An 18,632-nucleotide genomic window follows, 5' to 3' on the forward strand; every position below is an offset into this window, starting at 1 on the left:
GCCCATGCACCGCCGAATCACCGGAAAGCTCGTCATCGCGACCCACAATCCCGGCAAGCTCGCCGAGATGAAGGAGCTGCTCGCGCCTCACGGCATCGAGGCGGTGTCGGCCGGTGAGCTCGGCCTGCCCGAGCCCGACGAAACCGGCAACGATTTCCGCAGCAATGCCGCGATCAAGGCGATCGCGGCGGCGCAGGCGACCAAGCTCCCCTCCTTCGCCGACGATTCTGGCATCGTGGTCGACGCGCTCGATGGCGCGCCCGGCATCTACAGCGCGCGCTGGGCCGGTCCAGCAAAGGATTTTGCCGCCGCGATGGCCCAGATCGAGCGCCTGTTGCAGGAGCGCGGCGCCACCACGCCCGACAAGCGCACCGCGCATTTCGTATCCGCGCTCTGCGTCGCCTGGCCCGACGATCATCTCGAAGAGGTCGAGGCGCGCGTCGACGGCACCTTGGCCTGGCCGCCGCGCGGCACCGCCGGCTTCGGCTATGATCCGATGTTCCTGCCCAATGGCCACGATCGCACGTTCGGCGAGATGACCAGTATCGAGAAGCACGGTCTGCCGCCGCTTGGCCTCGGCCTGTCGCATCGCGCCCGCGCCTTCGTGAAACTGGCGGAGATCTGCCTTGAGCCGCGCTAAGCAAGCTTTCGGCGTCTATGTGCACTGGCCGTTCTGCCTGTCGAAGTGCCCCTATTGCGACTTCAACAGCCACGTCCGCCACGCCGCGATCGACGAGACGCGCTTCGCTTCAGCTTTCGCGCGTGAAATCGAAACGACCGCACAGCGTGCGCCCGGGCGTGAAGTCACCTCGATCTTCCTCGGCGGCGGCACGCCGTCGCTGATGCAGCCCGCAACCGTCGGCGCGGTGCTCGATGCGATCGGCAAGCACTGGCATGTCGCCAGCGATGTCGAAGTGACGCTCGAGGCAAACCCGACCAGTGTCGAGGCCACGCGTTTTGCCGGCTATCGCGCCGCCGGCGTCAACCGCGTCTCGCTCGGCGTGCAGGCCCTCGACGATGCCTCGCTGAAAGCGCTGGGCCGCATGCACAGCGCCCGCGAGGCGCTCGATGCCGTCGCCATCGCGCGCCGCTCGTTCGACCGTTATTCGTTCGACCTGATCTACGCCCGCCCCGACCAGACGCCGGCGATGTGGGCCGACGAGCTGCGTCTGGCGATCGACGAAGCGGCGGAGCATCTGTCGCTCTATCAATTGACGATCGAGGAAGGCACGCCGTTCTTCGGCCTGCACCAGGCCGGCAAATTGAAGACGCCGGACGAAGCGGTCGCGCGCGCGCTCTACGACGTGACGCAGGAGACCTGCGACAAGCTCGGCCTGCCCGCCTACGAGATTTCAAATCACGCGCGGCGCGGCGCCGAGTGCCGGCACAATCTGGTGTACTGGCGCGGCGATGAATATGCCGGCATCGGCCCCGGTGCCCATGGCCGCCTCGACATCGACGGGATCAGGCACGCCACCGCCACCGAGAAGCGCCCCGAAGCCTGGCTGATGCGGGTCGAGACCAACGGCCACGGCAACGTCACCGACGATCTCCTCAACAGCGAGGAGCGCGCCGACGAATTTTTGCTGATGGGATTGCGTCTCGCCGAAGGCATCGACCCCGAGCGCTACAGCGCGCTGTCCGGCCGCCCGCTCGATCCCAAGCGCATCGCGCTGTTGCGCGAGGAGGGTGCGATCATCGTGGATGCGACGGGGCGCCTGCGCGTGACCAGCAGCGGCTTCCCAGTGCTGGACGCCGTGGTCGCGGATCTCGCCGCGTAGCGAGCCGCCGTAGGGTGGGCAAAGCGGAAGCGTGCCCACCATTTTCACAGCGTTTGCAGGCAGATGGTGGGCACGGCGCGAAGCGCGCCTTTGCCCACCCTACGGCACCGTCGCCCCGAACTACGCCCCAAAGCTCTTCGGCGAGCCCGCGACCGCCACGCCACCACCCGTCGTCACCTTCATCACGGCGAGGCCGCGCTCGTTGGTGCCATCGGCGCGGAAGCGGAACAGGCCGTCGATGCCGGCGAAGCCGGAAGGGTTGGTGAGCACATCCGGCGAGAAGCGCGTCGGGCCTTGCGTGCGCGCCAGCGCGGCGACGAGGGCGACCGCGTCATAGGCGAGCGTCGCGGTGCGGATCGGCTCGGCACCGTATTTGGTACGGTAGCGGCCGGAGAAGGCGCGGAAGCCGGCCGGGTCCGGCGCGGCGTAGAGACCGCCTTGCAAGTTCGCATTGGCATAGACGCGCGGATTGTCCCACAGGCCGGTGCCGAGCAGCTGGATGTTGCGCAAATTCGCGCCTGCGGCCGTCATCGCATCGGCCACCGCGACGACGGCATCGCCGTCATCGGCGATGAACAGCGCATCCGCGCTGCCGAGCTGCTGGGCCACGGTGCGTGCCGGCGTCGCACGATCGGCGCCGTATTTCTCGAAGGCGACAATGCGGCCGCCGCGCCGCGGCACCGCCGCCTTCACCGCGGCCTCGACGACATTGCCATAGGCATTGTCGGGCACGAGCACGGCAACGGAGCGCTTTCCGATGCTGGCGGAATATTCGACGATTCGGTTGACGTCGGACTCCGGCAGGAAGCTCAGCAGAAAGACGCCGCGGCCGGCAATGCTGGAATCGGTCGAGAACGCGATCACCGAGATGCCGCGCGTACGCGCGACCTGCGCCACCGCCGGCACCGATTGCGCGAACAGCGGGCCCAAAATGATCTCGGCGCCTTCGTCGACCGCCTGCTGTGCCCCCGCCTGCGCCCCTTGCGGGCTGCCGTTGTCGTCCTTGATCAGGAGCTGGATGTTGGGATTCTGGAACTCGGCCAGTGCCATCTCGGCGGCGTTGCGCATCGACTGCGCGGCGAGGCCGGCATTGCCGGCGGCCGAGAGCGGCAGGATCACGGCAACCTTCACCCCGCCGCTGCCGGCGGTGGTGGCCTGTTGCGGCGGGCCGGCCGGCTGAGCCGGGGCCGGGGAGGAGCTGCTGAACGGGTTGGAGAACTGGCTGAGACTCTGCTGCACGCCGGCGCAGGCCGACAGCAAGGGGGCGCCGAGTAACAGGCCGAGTGCGCTCCGCCGGGTCGCCCCCGATAATCGGGAGCCCTGAACGGGAGATTTAGGATCGCGCGGGCCCAGCATCACAACTTCTCTTCTGACCGACCGTCGGCCGGCCGGTCACAACATTCTTTCCACGACACAAGCCGCGGATTCAGGCATATTGTCGGCAAATAGTTAACTAAAACAAAAGGATAATGACCACTTAACGCGGCCACACCTCAAGCCCTGGCTAGCTGTCCACCATCCGTCACCCGCATCAAGGTGGCGTTTCCGCCGCGAATGTGGCGCCGACGCTTCATTCCCTCTGCAATGTGATGCCGGATGGATCACATTCCAGTCCTTCCTCACCCCTGACCTGGCGCGATCTTTTTCCGAGGACCGGTTCCCAGCCCCCGGGATCATGCCTAAGTTCGATTCATTATGCGCGTAAAGCCGAGCCCGATAAATACACCTGAGACGACGGATCCCGCCTCGCGCGGTTTCTCCATCGACGCCCATCGGCTGACGGCGCCGAAGGCGGCGCCGGGCCTCCATCTGGTCGCCACCCCCATCGGCAATCTCGGCGACATCACGCTGCGCGCGCTTCAGACGCTCGCCGGCGTCGACGTCATCGCCTGCGAGGACACCCGCATCACGCGGCGCCTGACCGAGCGCTACGCGATCACGGCGCAGCTCAAGCAATATCACGAGCACAACGCGGAAGCGGCGCGTCCGAGGATCCTGGAGGCGCTGGGGCAGGGCGGCTCGATCGCGCTGGTGTCGGATGCCGGCACGCCGCTGATCTCCGACCCCGGTTTCAAGCTGGTGCGCGAGGTCTGCGCAGCCGGCCATGCGGTCTACGCGCTGCCCGGCCCGTCCTCGGTGCTGGCCGCGCTGTCGGTCGCCGCATTGCCGACCGACCGCTTCTTCTTCGAGGGCTTTCTGCCGGCGAAATCCGCCGCGCGAAAGTCGCGCCTTGCAGAGCTCGCCCGCATCGATGCGACGCTCGTGATGTTCGACTCCGGCAACCGCGTGCAGGACACGCTCGCCGAGCTTGCCGAGATCATGGGGACGCGCGAAGCCGCGATCTGCCGCGAATTGACGAAACTGCACGAGGAAATTTCGCGCGCGCCGCTGCAGGAGCTGGCACGCGGAGCGGACACGCTGGAGACGCGCGGCGAATTCGTGCTGGTGATCGCGCCGCCTGCGGCGGACGCGGAGCTGCTGACCTCGGATGCGCTCGACGGCCTGCTGCGCGAGCAGCTCGCCGCGCACAGCGTCAAGGATGCCGTCGCGCATGCGGTCGCGCTCTCGGGCCGGCCGCGCCGCGAGGTCTATGCCCGCGCGCTCGAGCTCGCAAAGGAGCTGAGGGACGGCGATGGCGAAGACTGAGGGCGCGGAACCGAAGGTCGCCTCGCCCGAGCGCGTCGCCGCGTTCCGCACCGGCATCTCCGCGGAGAGCCGCGCCGCCGCCTATCTCATGGCCAAGGGCTACCGCATCCTCGCCAGGCGCTACCGCACCCCCCATGGCGAGATCGACATCGTGGCGCGCCGCCGCAACCTGATCGCCTTCGTCGAGGTCAAGGCCCGCGCGACGCTAGATGACGCCGCCTTCGCCGTGACCCCGCGCCAACAGCAGCGCATCATCGACGCCGCGCAAGGCTGGCTCGTGGCGCATCCCGAGCATGCCGAATTCGAACTGCGATTCGACGCCATGCTGATTGCGCCGCGCTCACTTCCGCGCCATGTGTTGGCGGCATTCGACGCCTCGACCTGAAAGGCAGACCATGAAACTGAACGTCGCCGTCCAGATGGACCCCATCGCCCGTATCAACATCAAGGGCGATTCCACCTTTGCACTGCTCCTGGAGGCGCAGAAGCGCGGCCACGGCCTGTCCTATTACACGCCCGACAAGCTCTCGATGGTCGGCGAGGAGATCGTCGCGCCCATCCAGCTCCTGACCGTGCGCGACGAGCCCGGCAATCACTTCACGCTGGGCGAGCCCAGGCGCGAAGCGCTCAACGGCTTCGACGTCGTGCTGCTGCGCCAGGATCCGCCGTTCGATCTCGCCTACATCACCTCGACGCATTTCCTGGAGCGCATCCATCCGAAGACGCTGGTCGTCAACGACCCCGCCTCGGTGCGCAACGCGCCGGAAAAACTGTTCGTGATGAACTTTCCGCAGCTGATGCCGCCGACGCTGATCTCGCGCGACCTCGACGAGATCAACGCGTTCCGGGATAAGCACGGCGCCGTCGTGATGAAGCCGCTGCACGGCCATGGCGGCGCGGCGGTGTTCCGCGTGATGCCGCAGGACATGAATTTCGGCTCGCTGTTCGACATGTTCTCGGTGACGTTTAGGGAGCCGTGGGTGATCCAGCAGTTCATCCCCGAGGTGAAGCACGGCGACAAGCGCATCATCCTCGTCAACGGCGAGTTCGCCGGCGCGGTGAACCGCGTGCCGGCCGCCGACGACCTCCGCTCCAACATGGTGCGTGGCGGCGCCGCGCAGGAGACCGAGCTCACGCCACGCGAGCGCGAGATCTGCGCCACCGTCGGCCCGGCGCTGCGCGAGCGCGGCCTGCTGTTCGTCGGCATCGACGTCATCAACGGCAACCTCACCGAGATCAACGTGACATCGCCGACGGGCATCCGTGCCATCGCGCGGCTCGGCGGACCTGATGTCGCGGCGAAGGTCTGGGACACGATCGAGCAGAAGCGGGCGAAGTAGGGCGCTCACTCGTAGCTCGGATTGCGCTTCGCTCCATCCGGGCTACGGACATCAATTGAAACACGAGGAAGTACGCTCCTCACCCTGAGGAGCGACTACCGCGCACGCTGCGCGAAGCGCCGATGACTAACCACCCATTCACCATGACGTCGCGCGCATCGTTCGAACGAACGTCCCGCCCTGCGTGAATCTACGGGGCCATTGGCCGAGCGGATAACGCGACGTTCACCATCTGCCCAGAACGCGCATCGTCACGGGCCATCACACTCGGCCTCGCAACACCCCTTATACTTTTACTCCCTACTCATCGACGCAGGGGAACCCGCCACGTGCGGTTCGAGTGCCCCGCGTAAGAGTAGAAGCGTATGAACACCGCACGCATTGTCGTTCTCGTCATCGCGCTGGGCGCCGGCGGCGTCGCTGCGTATCTGGCGAGCGGCTTTGACAACAAGCCCGCGCCCGCCCTTCCCGTCGCCGAGAAGCTGCCGACGGTCGAGGTGCTGATCGCGAAGAACGACATTCAGCTCGGCCAGGCCGTCAAGCCCGAGGACCTGCAATGGCAGTCCTGGCCGGCGGCGACCGCGAGCAGCGCCTTCATCCGCCGCGACAGCAGGCCCGACGCCCAGACCCAGATCGCAGGCTCGATCGCGCGCGTGCCGTTGATGCAGGGCGAACCGATCCGCGAGCAGAAGCTGGTGAGGGCCGAGGGCTCGGGCTTCATGGCCGCGATCCTGCCCTCCGGCATGCGGGCCGTCTCTACCGAGATTTCAGCCGAGACCGGCGCCGGCGGCTTCATCCTGCCGAACGACCGCGTCGACATCGTCCTGACGCGGCGCCTGAAGAACCCCGATGGCGCCAACGGCGCGACCGGCGGCAACGACCTGATCCTGTCGGAGGTCATCCTGAGCAACATCCGTGTGCTCGCGATCGACCAGGCTCCGAAAGAAAAAGACGGCCAGAACGCCGTGCTCGGCAAGACCGTCACGCTCGAGCTCAAGCCGGACCAGGTCGCGACGCTGTCGGCCTCGCGCCAGGGCGGCACGCTGACGCTCGCGTTGCGAAGCATCGCCGATGCCAACGCGTCGGAGATTTCGATCGAAGACCTGACGGCCAAGCGGCCCGGCGGCGTGAACGTGATCCGCTACGGGGTGCAGGCACGGCAACTGACGTCACAGAAGTGATGATGGGGACACCATGAACTACGGGGATGATCGGACGGGCCTGCGCATTCGGGGGAAGCGCGCACGCTCGTTCTGGACGGGGGCGGTGCTGATGCTGGGGCTGATCGCAGCCCCCGACGTCGTCAGCGCGGCGGATGCGCGGGTCGGCGACCAGGCGCCGATGCAGGCGCCGGATCTCGGCGTGTCGCCGGTTTCGACCATCGCGCCTGCACGCACGCGCTCGCTGTCGCTCGGCGTCGGCAAGTCCGTCGTCATCGATCTGCCGCGCGAGGTCAAGGACGTGCTGGTGGCCGATCCCAAGATCGCCAATGCAGTGATCCGCTCGTCGCAGCGCGCCTATATCATCGGCGGCCAGGTCGGCCAGACCAACGTCGTGTTCTTCACCGCCGACGGCCAGCAGGTTGCCGCCTACGACATCGCGGTGAAGCGCGATCTCAACGGCATGCGCACGGCGCTGCGCCAGTCGCTGCCGGGCGTGCAGATCGAAGGCGTCGGCGACAGCGTGATGCTGACCGGCTCGGTGTCGAGCCCGATCGAGGCCCAGCAGGCCGGCGATGTCGCCGCAAAGCTCGTTGGCGGCGCTGACAAGGTTGTCAACAACATCGTCGTGCGTGGCCGCGACCAGGTGATGCTCAAGGTCGTTGTCGGCGAAGTCCGCCGCGACATCGTCAAGCAGCTGGGCGTCGACCTCAGCGCCAGCCTGAATGCCGGCACTGCGGTCGTGAACTTCAACAACTCCAACCCGTTCTCGGTCAGCGGCGGACCGATCGTCGGCAGCAACGGGCTCGGCGTGGCCGGCCTCGCCAAGGGTGTCGCCACCGTCAGCGCCACGATGCGCGCGATGGAAAGCGCCGGCGTCATGCGCACGCTGGCCGAACCGAGCCTGACCGCGATCTCGGGCGAATCCGCCACCTTCATCGCCGGCGGCGAATTCCCGATCCCTGCAGGCTATTCCTGCGATCCGGTCACCCACGTCTGTACCACCCAGGTCACCTACAAGAAGTTCGGCATCTCGCTGAACTTCACCCCGCTCGTGCTCAGCGAAGGCCGTATCAGCCTGCGCGTGATGACCGAGGTCTCGGAGCTGTCGAACACCAACGCGATCACGCTGACGCAGGCGGTGTCCTCGACCTCGAGCAACTCGATCACCATCCCCTCGGTCCAGACCCGCCGCGCCGAGACCACGCTGGAAATTCCCTCCGGGGGCTCGATGGCGATGGCCGGCCTGATCCAGCAGAAGACCAAGCAGGCGATCAACGGCCTGCCGGGCGTCGACCAGGTGCCGATCATCGGCGCGCTGTTCCGCAGCCAGGACTTCGTCAACAACGAGACCGAGCTGATGGTGATCGTGACGCCCTATGTGGTGCGCGCGGTCGCCCAGAAGGAATTATCGCGGCCCGACGACGGCTTTGCGCCGGCCTCGGACGCGCAGACGGCGCTGCTCGGCCGCATGAACCGGCTCTATGGCATCGCGCGCAGCGTCGATCCGATCGAAGGCACCCGCGGCGATTTCGGCTTCATCATCGACTGAGACAGACGGTTTGGGGACCGGGACAAGAAACGGGGCAAGAGGGGACAAAGCGATGACGAAGACGATCGCCGATCGATGTCGCAAGCTGCGGATCGCGCTCGTGCTGACGGGGCTTTCCGTCATGCTCGGCGCCTGCAACACCACCGGTGACATCGTCACCCAGACGGTGCCGACCGACTATCGCCAGCGCCACCCGATCGCGGTGCAGGAAGCCAAGAAGTCGATCGTGATCTTCGTCGGCAAGGCGCGCGGGGGCCTCTCCACCGCGCAGCACGCGGACGTCGCGGGCATTGCCAGGGACTGGGTGCGCGAAGGCACCGGTTCCGTCGTCGTCGACGTGCCGAGCGACGCTGCGAATTCGCGCGCCGCGGCGGCGACCTATCACGAAATCCGGTCGGTGCTCGCATCCGGCGGCGTGCCGTCGCGCGCCATCGTCCAGCATCCCTATCGCCCCGAGGATCCCGGCCTGCTGCCGACCATCCGCCTGAGCTATTCGAAGATCGCCGCGGTCGCCGGCCCCTGCGGGCTGTGGCCGGAAGACGTCGGTCCGAACATCCTCGACCCCGGCTACAACGAGAACCGGCCGTACTTCAATCTGGGCTGCGCCAGCCAGCGCAACCTCGCGGCCATGATCGACAACCCCGCCGACCTCGAGCAGCCGAGGGCGGAGACGCCCGCCTACACCGCACGGCGCGAGATCGCCTTCGAGCGCTACCGCAAAGGCATGGCGACCACGACCATGTATCCCGAGGCCGAAAAGGCCAAACTCAGCGACACCGGCAAATGACAAGTTTTCACGACGACGAGGAAGCGGACGACCCGCGGCACCCCGAGGACCACATTGCGCCGGTTCCTCGCATCTCGGTACAGGCCTTTTGCGAGACCGAGCAGACTCTCGCCGCGATCACCGCGGCCGGGCAGGATCGCCGTCTCGCCAAGGCGCATCTCACCGCCAAGGGCGGCGGCCTTGCCGCGGCCATCGAAGTCTATGACACGATGCCGACGCCGAACGTCATCGTGATCGAATCCGACGGCACACGCGATATCCTCGAGGGCCTCGACGATCTCGCCGGCGTCTGCGATCCCGGCACCCGCGTGGTCGTGATCGGCAACCCCAACGACACCGCGCCCTATCGCGAGCTGGTCCGCCGCGGCGTCAACGACTACGTGGTGGGACCGGTCGAAACCCTCGACGTCGTCCGCTCGATCTGCAGCCTGTTCTCGGCGTCGGAAGCCATCATCACCGGCCGCGTCATCGCGGTGGTCGGCGCCAAGGGCGGCGTCGGTGCGTCCACGGTCGCGCACAACGTCGCCTGGACCATCGCGCGCGACCTCGCGCTCGATTCCGTCGTGATCGATCTCGACCTCGCCTTCGGCACCGCCGGCCTCGACTACAACCAGGACCCGGCGCAGGGCATCGCCAACGCGGTGCTCTCGCAGGACCGGCCGGACACGGCGCTGATGGAGCGCCTGCTCGCCAAATGCACCGAGCGCCTCAGTCTCCTCGCGGCGCCCGCGACGCTCGACCGCGTCTACGATTTCGGCGCCGAAGCCTTTGATGCGATCTTCGACACGCTGCGCATGACCACGCCCTGCATCGTGCTCGATGTTCCCCACCAATGGTCGGGCTGGACGCGCCGCGCGCTCGTCAATGCCGACGACATCGTGATCGTGGCCGAGCCCGATCTGGCCAATCTGCGCAACACCAGGAACATGCTGAGCGTGCTCAAGGCGGCACGGCCCAACGACCGGCCGCCGCTGTACTGCATCAACCAGGTCAGCATGCACAAGCGGGCAGAGATCGACGTCAAGGCGTTCGCCAAGACCATGGAGAGCCAGCCGATCGCGGCGATCCCGTTCGACTCGAAATTGTTCTCGACCGCGGCCAATAACGGCCAGATGATCGCGGAGGTCTCCAAGAACCACCGCACCACCCTTCTGTTCCAGAACATGGCGAACCGCCTCGCCGGGCGTGGCGAGGTGAAGAAGCCGAAGCGCTCGCTGCTCGGGCCGCTCCTGAAGAGGCTCAAGGGCAGGGCGGGTCGCGGGTCAGCCCCGCATCGCAAGGTGTCGTAAGCACCAACGCGAACGAGAAACGAGGGCAGGCTACTTGTCCGCTCGCTGCTGCTTCTTCGCCAGCAACTGCCGTAGCGCCGTGACCTTTGCCGCGGCCTGATCCGGCGGCAGGTCGGCCTTCACGATGGTCTCGGCCTCGGCCTGCTTTCCCTGCAGTCCCACGACGAGCGCCAGATTGGCGCGCACGCGGGAATCGGCGCGATTGCGCTCATAGGCGCGGCGCAGCGTTTCCTCGGCCCGCGGCAGATTGTTCTGGAGCATGTAGGACAGGCCGAGATTGGACAGAACCTGCGGCTCCTCGGGCACGATCTTCAGCGCCGCCGAATAATATTGCTGCGCCTCTTCGTTGCGACCGAGCTGATCGAGCGCCGCGCCTTGCGCCGACAGGATGCGCCAGTCCGGATCCTCAGGCGTATGCGCGCGGCTGAGCACATCGAAAGCCTGCTGGAAATTGCCGCTGTCGGCGAGCGCGCGGCCGTAGCCGGCGAGCAGCGCCTTGTTGCTGGGATGGGCGAGCACGGCCTGCTCCATCACCGCAACCGCCTGGGCGCGCTGGCCGGTCTCGCGCAGCGCCATGCCATATTCGAGCGCGACGTTGGGATCGGAAGGCTTGGCGCGATAGCGCTCGCGAAGCGCGTCCATGTCCGGCTTCGGATCGGCCCTGCCGGCCGTTTCCGACTTGCCACCGAGCGCGCCGGTGATGTCCTCCAGACTCGTGGTCTGGCAGCCGCCGAGGGCAAGCATCACGAGCGCGGAAAGCAGGAATCTCGCCGGCGAAGAGGCAAGGGACGAACGCTTGGGCATACTCTGATCACTCGGCGACTGATCAGCGATGCTTACCGATTAACGCTAAAGTCCAGTTAAGGAACCTGGCCCGTCCGGCTCAATCGGTGAACTCGGCGCCGAATTCGCAGCCGATGCGCCAGCGCAGACGGCATTGGCGGGAATAATCGGGCGCGAAGATGATGGTGAATTGCGGCGGCACTTCCAGAAACTCCGCCACCACTTTCACGCCCCCATCCGAGATATCCGTGATCGTGCAATCCCTCGGCAGCGAGCCCGCGCCAAAGTGAATCTTTGCAAGCCGAGTGCATACCCGTCGTTCGCTTCTGCGGCGATTTGCAAGCATTTGAATTGTTCACCCGTTAGATCACGGCCCATCCCGCAGCTCTAGGAGTAGCGAACATTCGTTGGGATGTGCTGATGAGAGCCGCTCGCATTCGAGGCGTAGTGTCTGCGTGACGTTTACGACCGGTTAGGGTTTTCCGGGCCCCCAAGACTGTTCTCGTATTGTTCTTGCAAGAAAGATCGGGCTCTGCTACCCCTAATTGTGCGAGAGGGCAGGCTGGTTCGGGCATGGTTCAGCGGGTTTCTACCGTCGCCTTTGAGGGGATCGAGGCCCGCGCGGTCGACGTGCAGGTGCAGGTCGCGCCCGGCCTCCCTGCGTTCGCCATCGTCGGCCTGCCGGACAAGGCGGTGTCGGAGGCACGGGAACGCGTCCGCTCGGCGCTGATTGCCTCGGGGCTGGCGCTGCCGGCGCGGCGGATCATCGTCAATCTGGCGCCCGCCGACCTGCCCAAGGAGGGCAGCCATTACGACCTGCCGATCGCGCTCGGGCTGATGGCCGCGATCGGCGCGATCCCGCCGGATGCGCTGACCGGTTTTACCGTTCTCGGCGAGCTCGGTCTCGACGGCTCGATCGCGCCGGTGGCCGGCGTGCTTCCCGCCGCGATCGGCGCCAATGTGCGCGAGGAAGGCTTGATCTGTCCGGCGGCCTGCGGCTCGGAAGCGGCGTGGGCGAGCCCGGACATCCAGATCATCGCGGCACAATCGCTGATCCAGATCGCCAACCATTTCAAGGGCACGCAGGTGCTGTCGCGGCCCACGCCGCGCGTGCACGAGGTCGCCGCCTCCCCGCTCGACCTGCGCGACATCAAGGGCCAGGAGAGCGCCAAGCGCGCGCTGGAGATCGCAGCCGCCGGCGGACATCACCTGCTTAAGTGGTGGCCTTTTAATTTTTTCAATGTCACTCGTTTCGGATAATCGGTTAGCGATATCTGCTGCGGTTTCTGAGGGGGGCTCGGGGCTCGGGGTGCAATGTCCATATAAACACGAAAAGCCCCGCCGGATGCCGGCGGGGCTAGGATCATAGTTTGAGTTGAGTGCTTCAGGCAGCCGGCGACGAGCCCTTCGCGTGGCTGCGCGTCTTCCGCAGTCTTGATCTAGGAGGCTTTGAAGATGAAGGTTGCGCTGGCTTCAAAGAAACAACCATTAGGTCGTCCCACGGCCCGCGCGAAGCTTGCTCCAGCTCATAGTCGAGATACCTCAGCAGCTCTCGGATTCGTTCGTAGCCGAGCAGCAGCAGTGCAGATTTCCCGCTGCAGACAACCGCGGTCCCACCGCCGCAATAGATCGTGTACTCCCCACTTTGGGCGCGACCTTTGTCCATTGCCTGGAGAAAGGCGATTTTGAGCGCGCAAAGCTCGAACTTCACGCGGGGAGCCCGCAACATGAACCAATCAACGACGTCGGTCGTCAACAGGTCTGGCGTCAGTTCATCGGTGCTTTCCGGCTCCGCAATCATTCGATAATCCAGCCGCTTTCGAACGCGGGCCCTGAGTTCGTCTGGAGAGAGTGCCTTCGAGGTCATTTGGAATCCTCCACAAGACCTTCACGGCGGTTACCGCCGAGGGTGGCAAAAAACAGTTCCTCTGAGTTGCGAGGAACAGCCCGTTTCGGCCCCAGCAACTGGCGAGTCCCGTCCTGTCTGTGAGGGCTGAAGATCAGCGTGCTGCCGGAGATCGAAACGTTGCACCCGTGGCAGTCCACATGCTTGAGTTCACCGTTCACAATATCGAACTCGCCGGTCCCTCCTTCGTCGCCAAACCAGAACACGTGAATGCAGTCCGTATTGTCGCCAGTGACGTAGAGAAACTCGGGCCGTTCCGAGTACATGATGTCGGTCAGGCGAATTGGAGCTGCCAGATTGAATTTGTGAGAATAGCCAGCGCCGCGGATAGCAGCCCAAGGCATTTCTTTCGTGAGGTCGGCGTCGATCATGACAGGCCGCCGACGCCACAGATGGTCGTCACTCATAGTGTGTCCTTTCAAATCGGTCTGAATTGACCTGGACACACTCACATCACGATCGCGGTTGCCATTCTGTACTCTGAGACGGCACCTCTCCTTTATTTCACAAAAACTAAATGACTAGCCTCGCGGCCGCACTAGCGCCCCCCACGTCAACATAAGCTTCGGCTGCGGGCTCTGGCTGTTTTCGCGTGAGTGCGGAAACCGTCCTACAGGTCCGCCGGCTCATTGGAGCTCTGAGCCGGCAGCACATCACCACGCATCGTGAAAATTGTCTGTCCTACGAAACCTTGGGCAAATTTCTTTCACGCAATCGTCGAATAAGCTCTCGCTTACCTTCCTTCGAGAACGCCCAAGCTATGTCACGCATCAGCTTGCCTCGTTGACCCAGCTTGTATTCGCTGTGCTCGGTAACTGATCGCAGTTTCATCGACTACCCTTGCGCGAACATCCCGCAGTAGGTTCTGGATACGCTCGCGATCAACGACCAGCCCGCTTTGCTTCCATTTGTCCGATCTTGCGAGCTCATCCGCTATGTCTTCGACGGCCTTCTTGGGCTCGTCCAAGCGCAGCCTTAAGGCGTCCTTCAATAGTTCATGGCCGAGTCTAGTGGTCCATTCCACCGTTCGACCTGGTCCAGGCTTGGGAGGCGGATAAACAATCTGCGCTATACAAGCTAGGAGCAGCTTCCAGTGGTCCGTGTCATTGCGGTCCAGCTTGGATTCGTCGAAGAGCCGCTTTAATGCCGAATTTTGTCGTCCAACCATGATTAAATACGGATCGGCGGCTAGACGATCAAGCAATGACGCGGCGCAGCGACTGTTCAGCGATTGGCGCAGGACACAGCCGCCCCCCCGCACCGCAATTTCCCAGTGGGGGAATTTAAGTTCTCTGAGTGACCTGTTTGGGAATCTTTATTTCTCGTCGAGAGCCGGTTCGTCGGTGGGCAGTTGGACAACGGTGCCATCAGCGGAAAGCACGTCGAAATCCGGAGCCTTCCCACTAACCTTCTGAATGAATTTCGCCGGGGCTTCAGGATCGACGAACAATGTCATGCCCTGACCATCTCGAAAGACCACCTCAAAGCGCTGAGTATCAGGGTCGACGGTCAGGCGCAGCTCGCTGATCAATGATTGCAGCCTCGATGCGATCAGAGCGCGAAGCTTGTACACATCCCCACCTCTGGCGGCCCGCACACGCTCGATCAGCCCCGCAACCTGATCGGGGTGCCGGTAATACGTCAATGCCGTCTGATCGAGGACCGAAATCTCGTGGCGCAGTTGCTGTCTCAGCTTCTTTGCTTCGGCCAGCTCCTGCTCGCCCTTCTTGATTCTGCCGGCGAGGAATTCGCTATCGAAGTCAGCCATTTTGATGCCGGTCTCGAACGCACGGCGAAGCTCATCCTGAAGAAGCTTGATCCTGCCTTCGACGGCGTCTTTCTGGAAAGCCAATTCGCCTCGCCTGCTCGAATGCTCGCTCGATCGGACCAGCGAGGCCAGATCAAGCTGCTCGACGAACGACAAGAACGTCGACTCGAACTGGTCATAGCGCCAGCGGCCAGTCATTTCGCATCCGATATTGCGGAGTGCATTCGAGCACACGAGGTACGATTGGCCCTCAGGCGGCGTGCCTTTGTTTTGATAATGCATCGGCTTGCCGCAGTAGTCGCAAACCGCCAGCTTCGAAAAAAGGTTGGTGAAGTGCTTAACTTTCGAGCCGCCGCTGCCCTTCTTCCCTGTTTCCTTATCAGGCTTGGTCTTGCGCTCGAGCCGACCGCGCTGCGCCGCTTCGAAAACAGGCTGGGGCACGATTCGGGGGAAATAGTAGCGAATCGGATCGCCGTCAGGTCGCGGCACCCTCTCCGTTAGCATTCGGGCGCCGGGCTATCGCCGCGCATCTCTTCGTGATCGCCGCACTGATCGTTGCTGCTTCGCTCGTTGACGTTCCATCGCGCGACGCTGCTGCCGAGTCATGCCTTCAGACGCGGGGTCGGGAGGGAAGCTTATTGCCCGGATGGACCTTGTCTTCAGCTCAAGAGGCTTCTGCAGGACTTCGAAGTTCTCCCTATCCACGCGCAAGTCCTTGACCATTTCCGGTGTCCAGTCTTGCTGCGGATAGGCAACGAGATCCTCCGAGTCACCCATGTCGGAGATCGCCATCACAGCGATTCCAACGCAAAGTTGCAGATCACGGTCGTCGTGCAAGACAGAAAGGCAGTATGTCTGAAGCATAGTTGCTCTGACACGGCGATAGTCTTCCTGCGCCATCTCATCGGCACCGGCGAGAACAAGAAAGACATAGGCGACCTTGTCACCCGTGGACCGATCGTGTGTCACAGCAATGCGGGCAAGCCGTCCCATCTTCTGCGCTTCTAGCGCTTCTAGCGCGCCTATGATCGCCTCAGCGAGCACCCGGCGCTGCACGCGGTCTTCTCGCGCCATGATGCGCAGCGCTCGTTCCGCGTGTTCGACGGTGGGATCGGTATCCAAGATTCGGAATTGAGTGTCGTTCAGGACCCCGTCACTAAAAAGGCCTATCAGCCTGTCCCACTCATACGAGATACGGTTCGCCGTCGATCGCCGTTCATACTCTGGAGACCGGACAAGATAGGCGTACTCGCCCTGCATGAACGCTATCGCCGTATCAGCATCCGCGTTAGCCCCCATGACATCCGAAGTCGTGGGGAACCGATGCTCCCCATCCGGCTCCATCGTCAATAGATAGTTGGCTACCAGCTCCGCTTCACTTGGTGAAAATGACAACTTTCCTGATCGGATCAGTTCTGCCCGCGCGTTGAGGTATTTCGTGAAGTCGGTAATCGTGTCGAATTCTCGCATGACGACATCAAGGGTTGCCATGTTGAACACATGGACGAAGGGGCCATCGGGATCGACATCGCCAATGCAGAAGGCCCGATGACCGGGCACGGTGAAGTCAACATGATCCTTCCCGCGAAGATTCGGAAGAATCATGAATGTACCGTCCGGGTCATCGAAGTAGGATGAAGCGGCCTCCTCTCCGCCGGAGGCGACGCAGATGCCATGGACGCGCCTTCGCCCAACTGGCGGCAAAGTCAGCGGGATGGGTTGTTCGCATTTGCCATCCGCGAATATCGCCTTCGGGCTCTGTTTCAGCCAGAGATCCGCTTTGCGGATCTGCTCGGCGGATTCGCCGATCGCCCGACTGTACCAGCGTTTCCAAGCGATTTCGAAGGGCGCATCCGACCAAGCGATATGCTTGTCGCTAAACATCAGCACGTCGTCACCGCAGACCACGAGAAGGTCACATAGCTCCTTGCCTGGCTTCTTGAACACGTTGGGCCAAGACCAGAGATCGAGAAACGTATCATCAGCCAGTTTGGCTAGATGGCTTTCGGTGGGCGTGAGGCCTGACGCTTTCTTTATCGGCGGCATGATAGGCACCTGCGGCGGCGGCTGAAATAATTGGTACTATCACTTATAGAACTAACATTCCCGTTGCGCGCAAAATCGGCAGAATACCGCCTGTTACAGAAAAATGACGAGAGAGCTATGGACGACTTCGCGATACATCCCATTTCGATGACCCGCTTCAATGCCTTGGGCGGGTATGCGCGCCATCCCAGATCGTTCCTAATGATCGACGAGCTTGAGTATTTCGAGACTGAAAACGGTGATGTACTGGGTATAGCGACGCTCGACATCACGGATCAAGATTTTGGCGGGATCGTGCTGGCTCGAGACAGCAAGCTCTGCTTCCGCAGCGTCGATATCACCGAATTTTGCGCGACAGCGGACGAGGCACGGAAAGCGCTGTTCGCGGGGATGGTCAAGGCTGCCCAGGCGAATGCGGAGGAGCACCATCAGGGCGACGAAAAGGGCGCTCCGGTCGATTTTTTCACCCACCTGCATGAGGAAAGTCGGCTGAATCCGGCCTTCGTGCAACTGACGACCAGTGAAGGATACTCACCGGCCAGACAGATTATCGAGCCGATGATGCGCTGGCACGAGGATGCCGACGGCAATTTCGTCGAGCAATTCCAGACTACCGGCTTCGACCAGCGGATCTGGGAGCTTTATCTGTTCGCCACGCTGATTGAGGCGAACTACTCCCTCTCGCGTGTACATGCGGTACCTGACTTTTGCTGTTCAGGCATGCTGGGCGAGCTCTACATCGAGGCCGTGACGGTTGGACCAACCGTCAGGGACGGCAAGGTTGTGCCGCCTCCACCGATGGATACACCGGAGTATGTGAAGGAGTATATGCCAATCAAGTTTGGCAGCGCTCTCTTCTCCAAGCTGAAAAAGGAGTACTGGAAACAGCCACATGTAGCCGGGAAGCCGTTCGTCTTTGCAATTGCCGACTTCTCGGCGCCGAGGTCGATGGTGCATTCGCAACCGGCGTTGCCGCGTTACCTGTTCGGCTACGAGCACACCGGCGCGCTCGATGATCAAGGCAAGCTGGTAGTTTCGCCGGTGCGGATCGAAACGCACCAATGGGGGGATAAGGCGCCTATCCCTTCGGGCCTTTTCCGATTGCCGGAGGCCGCGCATGTGAGTGCGGTGATTTCGAGCAATGGTGGCACGATCGCCAAATTCAATCGTATGGGCATCCTCGGCAAATTCGGATCAAAGCAGGTGTTGATTATACGTGAAGGCCTAATGATGGATCACAATCCCGATTCGCTTCACCCAAAGATCTTTCGAGTGATCGTCAATTCGGCCGGTTACGAAGAGGACTGGATCGAAGGGCTGAACGTTTATCACAACCCCAATGCCGAGATCCCGCTGCCGATGGAGATGTTCCCGGGCGCGGCTCACTATTTCTGCGACGAGGCGGGACAAGTCACGAGCCGCACGCCGGACTTTCACCCCATAACGTCCGTCACCAAACATTACTGTCCCGTAGATGTGGACGAGGTGTTGGCCAAGGCTGGCGACAAGACGCATGCGGTTTGGACGGTGAAGCCTGGACAAGCGGAGTGAGCTTGCCCGCAATCTGTTAGTCC

17 protein-coding genes and 1 pseudogene are annotated in these 18,632 nt (G+C 63.4%); 11 read left to right on the forward strand and 7 right to left on the reverse strand.

All coding sequences use genetic code 11. The annotated features are described in order from the left end of the window. Positions 1–4 precede the first annotated feature (4 nt). Together rdgB and hemW are read left to right on the forward strand one after the other, a co-directional pair. Positions 5–640: an RdgB/HAM1 family non-canonical purine NTP pyrophosphatase gene (rdgB, locus tag ABIB95_RS19080; protein WP_354241214.1), complete on the forward strand. Its 636-nt coding sequence runs from the start codon at positions 5–7 to the stop codon at positions 638–640. Continuing rightward, the gene (gene hemW / locus ABIB95_RS19085; protein ID WP_063980250.1) at positions 627–1,781 is read left to right on the forward strand and encodes a radical SAM family heme chaperone HemW; all 1,155 of its coding nucleotides are present in this window, start codon (positions 627–629) and stop codon (positions 1,779–1,781) included. The genes rdgB and hemW overlap by 14 nt, the downstream gene beginning before the upstream one ends. A 120-nt stretch (positions 1,782–1,901) precedes the next feature. On the opposite strand, the gene ABIB95_RS19090 is transcribed toward hemW, so the two are convergent. Beyond that, positions 1,902–3,137 carry a penicillin-binding protein activator gene (locus ABIB95_RS19090; RefSeq protein ID WP_063980251.1) on the reverse strand — a complete coding sequence of 412 codons (1,236 nt, stop codon included), beginning with the start codon at positions 3,135–3,137 and terminating at the stop codon, positions 1,902–1,904. 339 nt (positions 3,138–3,476) lie between these two features. Here ABIB95_RS19090 and rsmI point away from each other — a divergent pair, with 339 nt between their 5' ends. The 7 genes from rsmI (at position 3,477) to ABIB95_RS19125 (ending at position 10,555) form a co-directional block, all read left to right on the forward strand. Further along, positions 3,477–4,427, forward strand: coding sequence for a 16S rRNA (cytidine(1402)-2'-O)-methyltransferase (gene rsmI, locus ABIB95_RS19095; protein WP_354241216.1), 951 nt, complete (start codon positions 3,477–3,479; stop codon positions 4,425–4,427). Further along, positions 4,414–4,812: a YraN family protein gene (locus tag ABIB95_RS19100; RefSeq protein ID WP_028155515.1), complete on the forward strand. Its 399-nt coding sequence runs from the start codon at positions 4,414–4,416 to the stop codon at positions 4,810–4,812. The genes rsmI and ABIB95_RS19100 overlap by 14 nt, the downstream gene beginning before the upstream one ends. Positions 4,813–4,822: 10 nt before the next feature. After that, complete coding sequence (gene gshB / locus ABIB95_RS19105) at positions 4,823–5,767, forward strand: glutathione synthase (protein WP_354241219.1); 945 nt, start codon at positions 4,823–4,825, stop codon at positions 5,765–5,767. A gap of 365 nt (positions 5,768–6,132) precedes the next feature. Continuing rightward, positions 6,133–6,948 carry a Flp pilus assembly protein CpaB gene (gene cpaB / locus ABIB95_RS19110; protein ID WP_063980255.1) on the forward strand — a complete coding sequence of 272 codons (816 nt, stop codon included), beginning with the start codon at positions 6,133–6,135 and terminating at the stop codon, positions 6,946–6,948. Positions 6,949–6,961: 13 nt separating this feature from the next. Further along, positions 6,962–8,479 (forward strand): type II and III secretion system protein family protein, encoded by a 1,518-nt coding sequence (locus ABIB95_RS19115; protein ID WP_354241221.1) that lies wholly within the window; start codon positions 6,962–6,964, stop codon positions 8,477–8,479. 52 nt (positions 8,480–8,531) lie between these two features. Continuing rightward, positions 8,532–9,266, forward strand: a complete 735-nt coding sequence (locus tag ABIB95_RS19120; RefSeq protein ID WP_354241223.1) for a CpaD family pilus assembly protein — start codon at positions 8,532–8,534, stop codon at positions 9,264–9,266. After that, positions 9,263–10,555, forward strand: coding sequence for a CpaE/TadZ family protein (locus ABIB95_RS19125; RefSeq protein ID WP_354241225.1), 1,293 nt, complete (start codon positions 9,263–9,265; stop codon positions 10,553–10,555). Before ABIB95_RS19120 ends, ABIB95_RS19125 begins: the two co-directional genes overlap by 4 nt. Positions 10,556–10,585: 30 nt before the next feature. On the opposite strand, the gene ABIB95_RS19130 is transcribed toward ABIB95_RS19125, so the two are convergent. Together ABIB95_RS19130 and ABIB95_RS19135 are read right to left on the reverse strand one after the other, a co-directional pair. Further along, on the reverse strand, positions 10,586–11,359 hold the full coding sequence (locus ABIB95_RS19130; RefSeq protein WP_354241227.1) for a tetratricopeptide repeat protein: 774 nt from the start codon (positions 11,357–11,359) through the stop codon (positions 10,586–10,588). 79 nt (positions 11,360–11,438) lie between these two features. After that, positions 11,439–11,684 carry a PilZ domain-containing protein gene (locus ABIB95_RS19135; protein ID WP_027534981.1) on the reverse strand — a complete coding sequence of 82 codons (246 nt, stop codon included), beginning with the start codon at positions 11,682–11,684 and terminating at the stop codon, positions 11,439–11,441. Positions 11,685–11,911: 227 nt separating this feature from the next. Here ABIB95_RS19135 and ABIB95_RS19140 point away from each other — a divergent pair. Then, positions 11,912–12,553 (forward strand): annotated as a pseudogene (locus tag ABIB95_RS19140) (magnesium chelatase domain-containing protein); the annotation flags it as partial. Between the two features lie 169 nt (positions 12,554–12,722). Here ABIB95_RS19140 and ABIB95_RS19145 read toward each other — a convergent pair. The 4 genes from ABIB95_RS19145 to ABIB95_RS19160 form a co-directional block, all read right to left on the reverse strand. After that, complete coding sequence (locus ABIB95_RS19145) at positions 12,723–13,205, reverse strand: hypothetical protein (protein WP_354241229.1); 483 nt, start codon at positions 13,203–13,205, stop codon at positions 12,723–12,725. Further along, complete coding sequence (locus ABIB95_RS19150) at positions 13,202–13,615, reverse strand: hypothetical protein (RefSeq protein ID WP_354241231.1); 414 nt, start codon at positions 13,613–13,615, stop codon at positions 13,202–13,204. The genes ABIB95_RS19145 and ABIB95_RS19150 overlap by 4 nt, the downstream gene beginning before the upstream one ends. Positions 13,616–14,559: 944 nt before the next feature. Beyond that, positions 14,560–15,501, reverse strand: a complete 942-nt coding sequence (locus ABIB95_RS19155) for a recombinase zinc ribbon domain-containing protein (protein ID WP_354241233.1) — start codon at positions 15,499–15,501, stop codon at positions 14,560–14,562. A gap of 27 nt (positions 15,502–15,528) precedes the next feature. Then, on the reverse strand, positions 15,529–17,058 hold the full coding sequence (locus ABIB95_RS19160) for a hypothetical protein (protein WP_354241235.1): 1,530 nt from the start codon (positions 17,056–17,058) through the stop codon (positions 15,529–15,531). Between the two features lie 117 nt (positions 17,059–17,175). On the opposite strand from ABIB95_RS19160, the gene ABIB95_RS19165 reads away from it, so the two are divergent. Then, positions 17,176–18,609: a hypothetical protein gene (locus ABIB95_RS19165; RefSeq protein ID WP_354241237.1), complete on the forward strand. Its 1,434-nt coding sequence runs from the start codon at positions 17,176–17,178 to the stop codon at positions 18,607–18,609. Positions 18,610–18,632 lie beyond the last annotated feature (23 nt).

This window comes from Bradyrhizobium sp. LA2.1 (genome assembly GCF_040547725.1).
Classification (GTDB): domain Bacteria; phylum Pseudomonadota; class Alphaproteobacteria; order Rhizobiales; family Xanthobacteraceae; genus Bradyrhizobium; species Bradyrhizobium barranii.

What these genes read in the sequence shown, in the direction of transcription:
- rdgB (WP_354241214.1), top strand. Translation starts at nt 5, where the DNA reads ATGCACCGCCGAATCACCGGAAAGCTCGTCATCGCGACCCACAATCCC.
- ABIB95_RS19090 (WP_063980251.1), bottom strand. Translation starts at nt 3,137, where the DNA reads ATGCTGGGCCCGCGCGATCCTAAATCTCCCGTTCAGGGCTCCCGATTA.
- rsmI (WP_354241216.1), top strand. Translation starts at nt 3,477, where the DNA reads ATGCGCGTAAAGCCGAGCCCGATAAATACACCTGAGACGACGGATCCC.
- ABIB95_RS19100 (WP_028155515.1), top strand. Translation starts at nt 4,414, where the DNA reads ATGGCGAAGACTGAGGGCGCGGAACCGAAGGTCGCCTCGCCCGAGCGC.
- gshB (WP_354241219.1), top strand. Translation starts at nt 4,823, where the DNA reads ATGAAACTGAACGTCGCCGTCCAGATGGACCCCATCGCCCGTATCAAC.
- cpaB (WP_063980255.1), top strand. Translation starts at nt 6,133, where the DNA reads ATGAACACCGCACGCATTGTCGTTCTCGTCATCGCGCTGGGCGCCGGC.
- ABIB95_RS19115 (WP_354241221.1), top strand. Translation starts at nt 6,962, where the DNA reads ATGAACTACGGGGATGATCGGACGGGCCTGCGCATTCGGGGGAAGCGC.
- ABIB95_RS19120 (WP_354241223.1), top strand. Translation starts at nt 8,532, where the DNA reads ATGACGAAGACGATCGCCGATCGATGTCGCAAGCTGCGGATCGCGCTC.
- ABIB95_RS19125 (WP_354241225.1), top strand. Translation starts at nt 9,263, where the DNA reads ATGACAAGTTTTCACGACGACGAGGAAGCGGACGACCCGCGGCACCCC.
- ABIB95_RS19130 (WP_354241227.1), bottom strand. Translation starts at nt 11,359, where the DNA reads ATGCCCAAGCGTTCGTCCCTTGCCTCTTCGCCGGCGAGATTCCTGCTT.
- ABIB95_RS19135 (WP_027534981.1), bottom strand. Translation starts at nt 11,684, where the DNA reads ATGCTTGCAAATCGCCGCAGAAGCGAACGACGGGTATGCACTCGGCTT.
- ABIB95_RS19145 (WP_354241229.1), bottom strand. Translation starts at nt 13,205, where the DNA reads ATGACCTCGAAGGCACTCTCTCCAGACGAACTCAGGGCCCGCGTTCGA.
- ABIB95_RS19150 (WP_354241231.1), bottom strand. Translation starts at nt 13,615, where the DNA reads ATGATCGACGCCGACCTCACGAAAGAAATGCCTTGGGCTGCTATCCGC.
- ABIB95_RS19160 (WP_354241235.1), bottom strand. Translation starts at nt 17,058, where the DNA reads ATGCCGCCGATAAAGAAAGCGTCAGGCCTCACGCCCACCGAAAGCCAT.
- ABIB95_RS19165 (WP_354241237.1), top strand. Translation starts at nt 17,176, where the DNA reads ATGGACGACTTCGCGATACATCCCATTTCGATGACCCGCTTCAATGCC.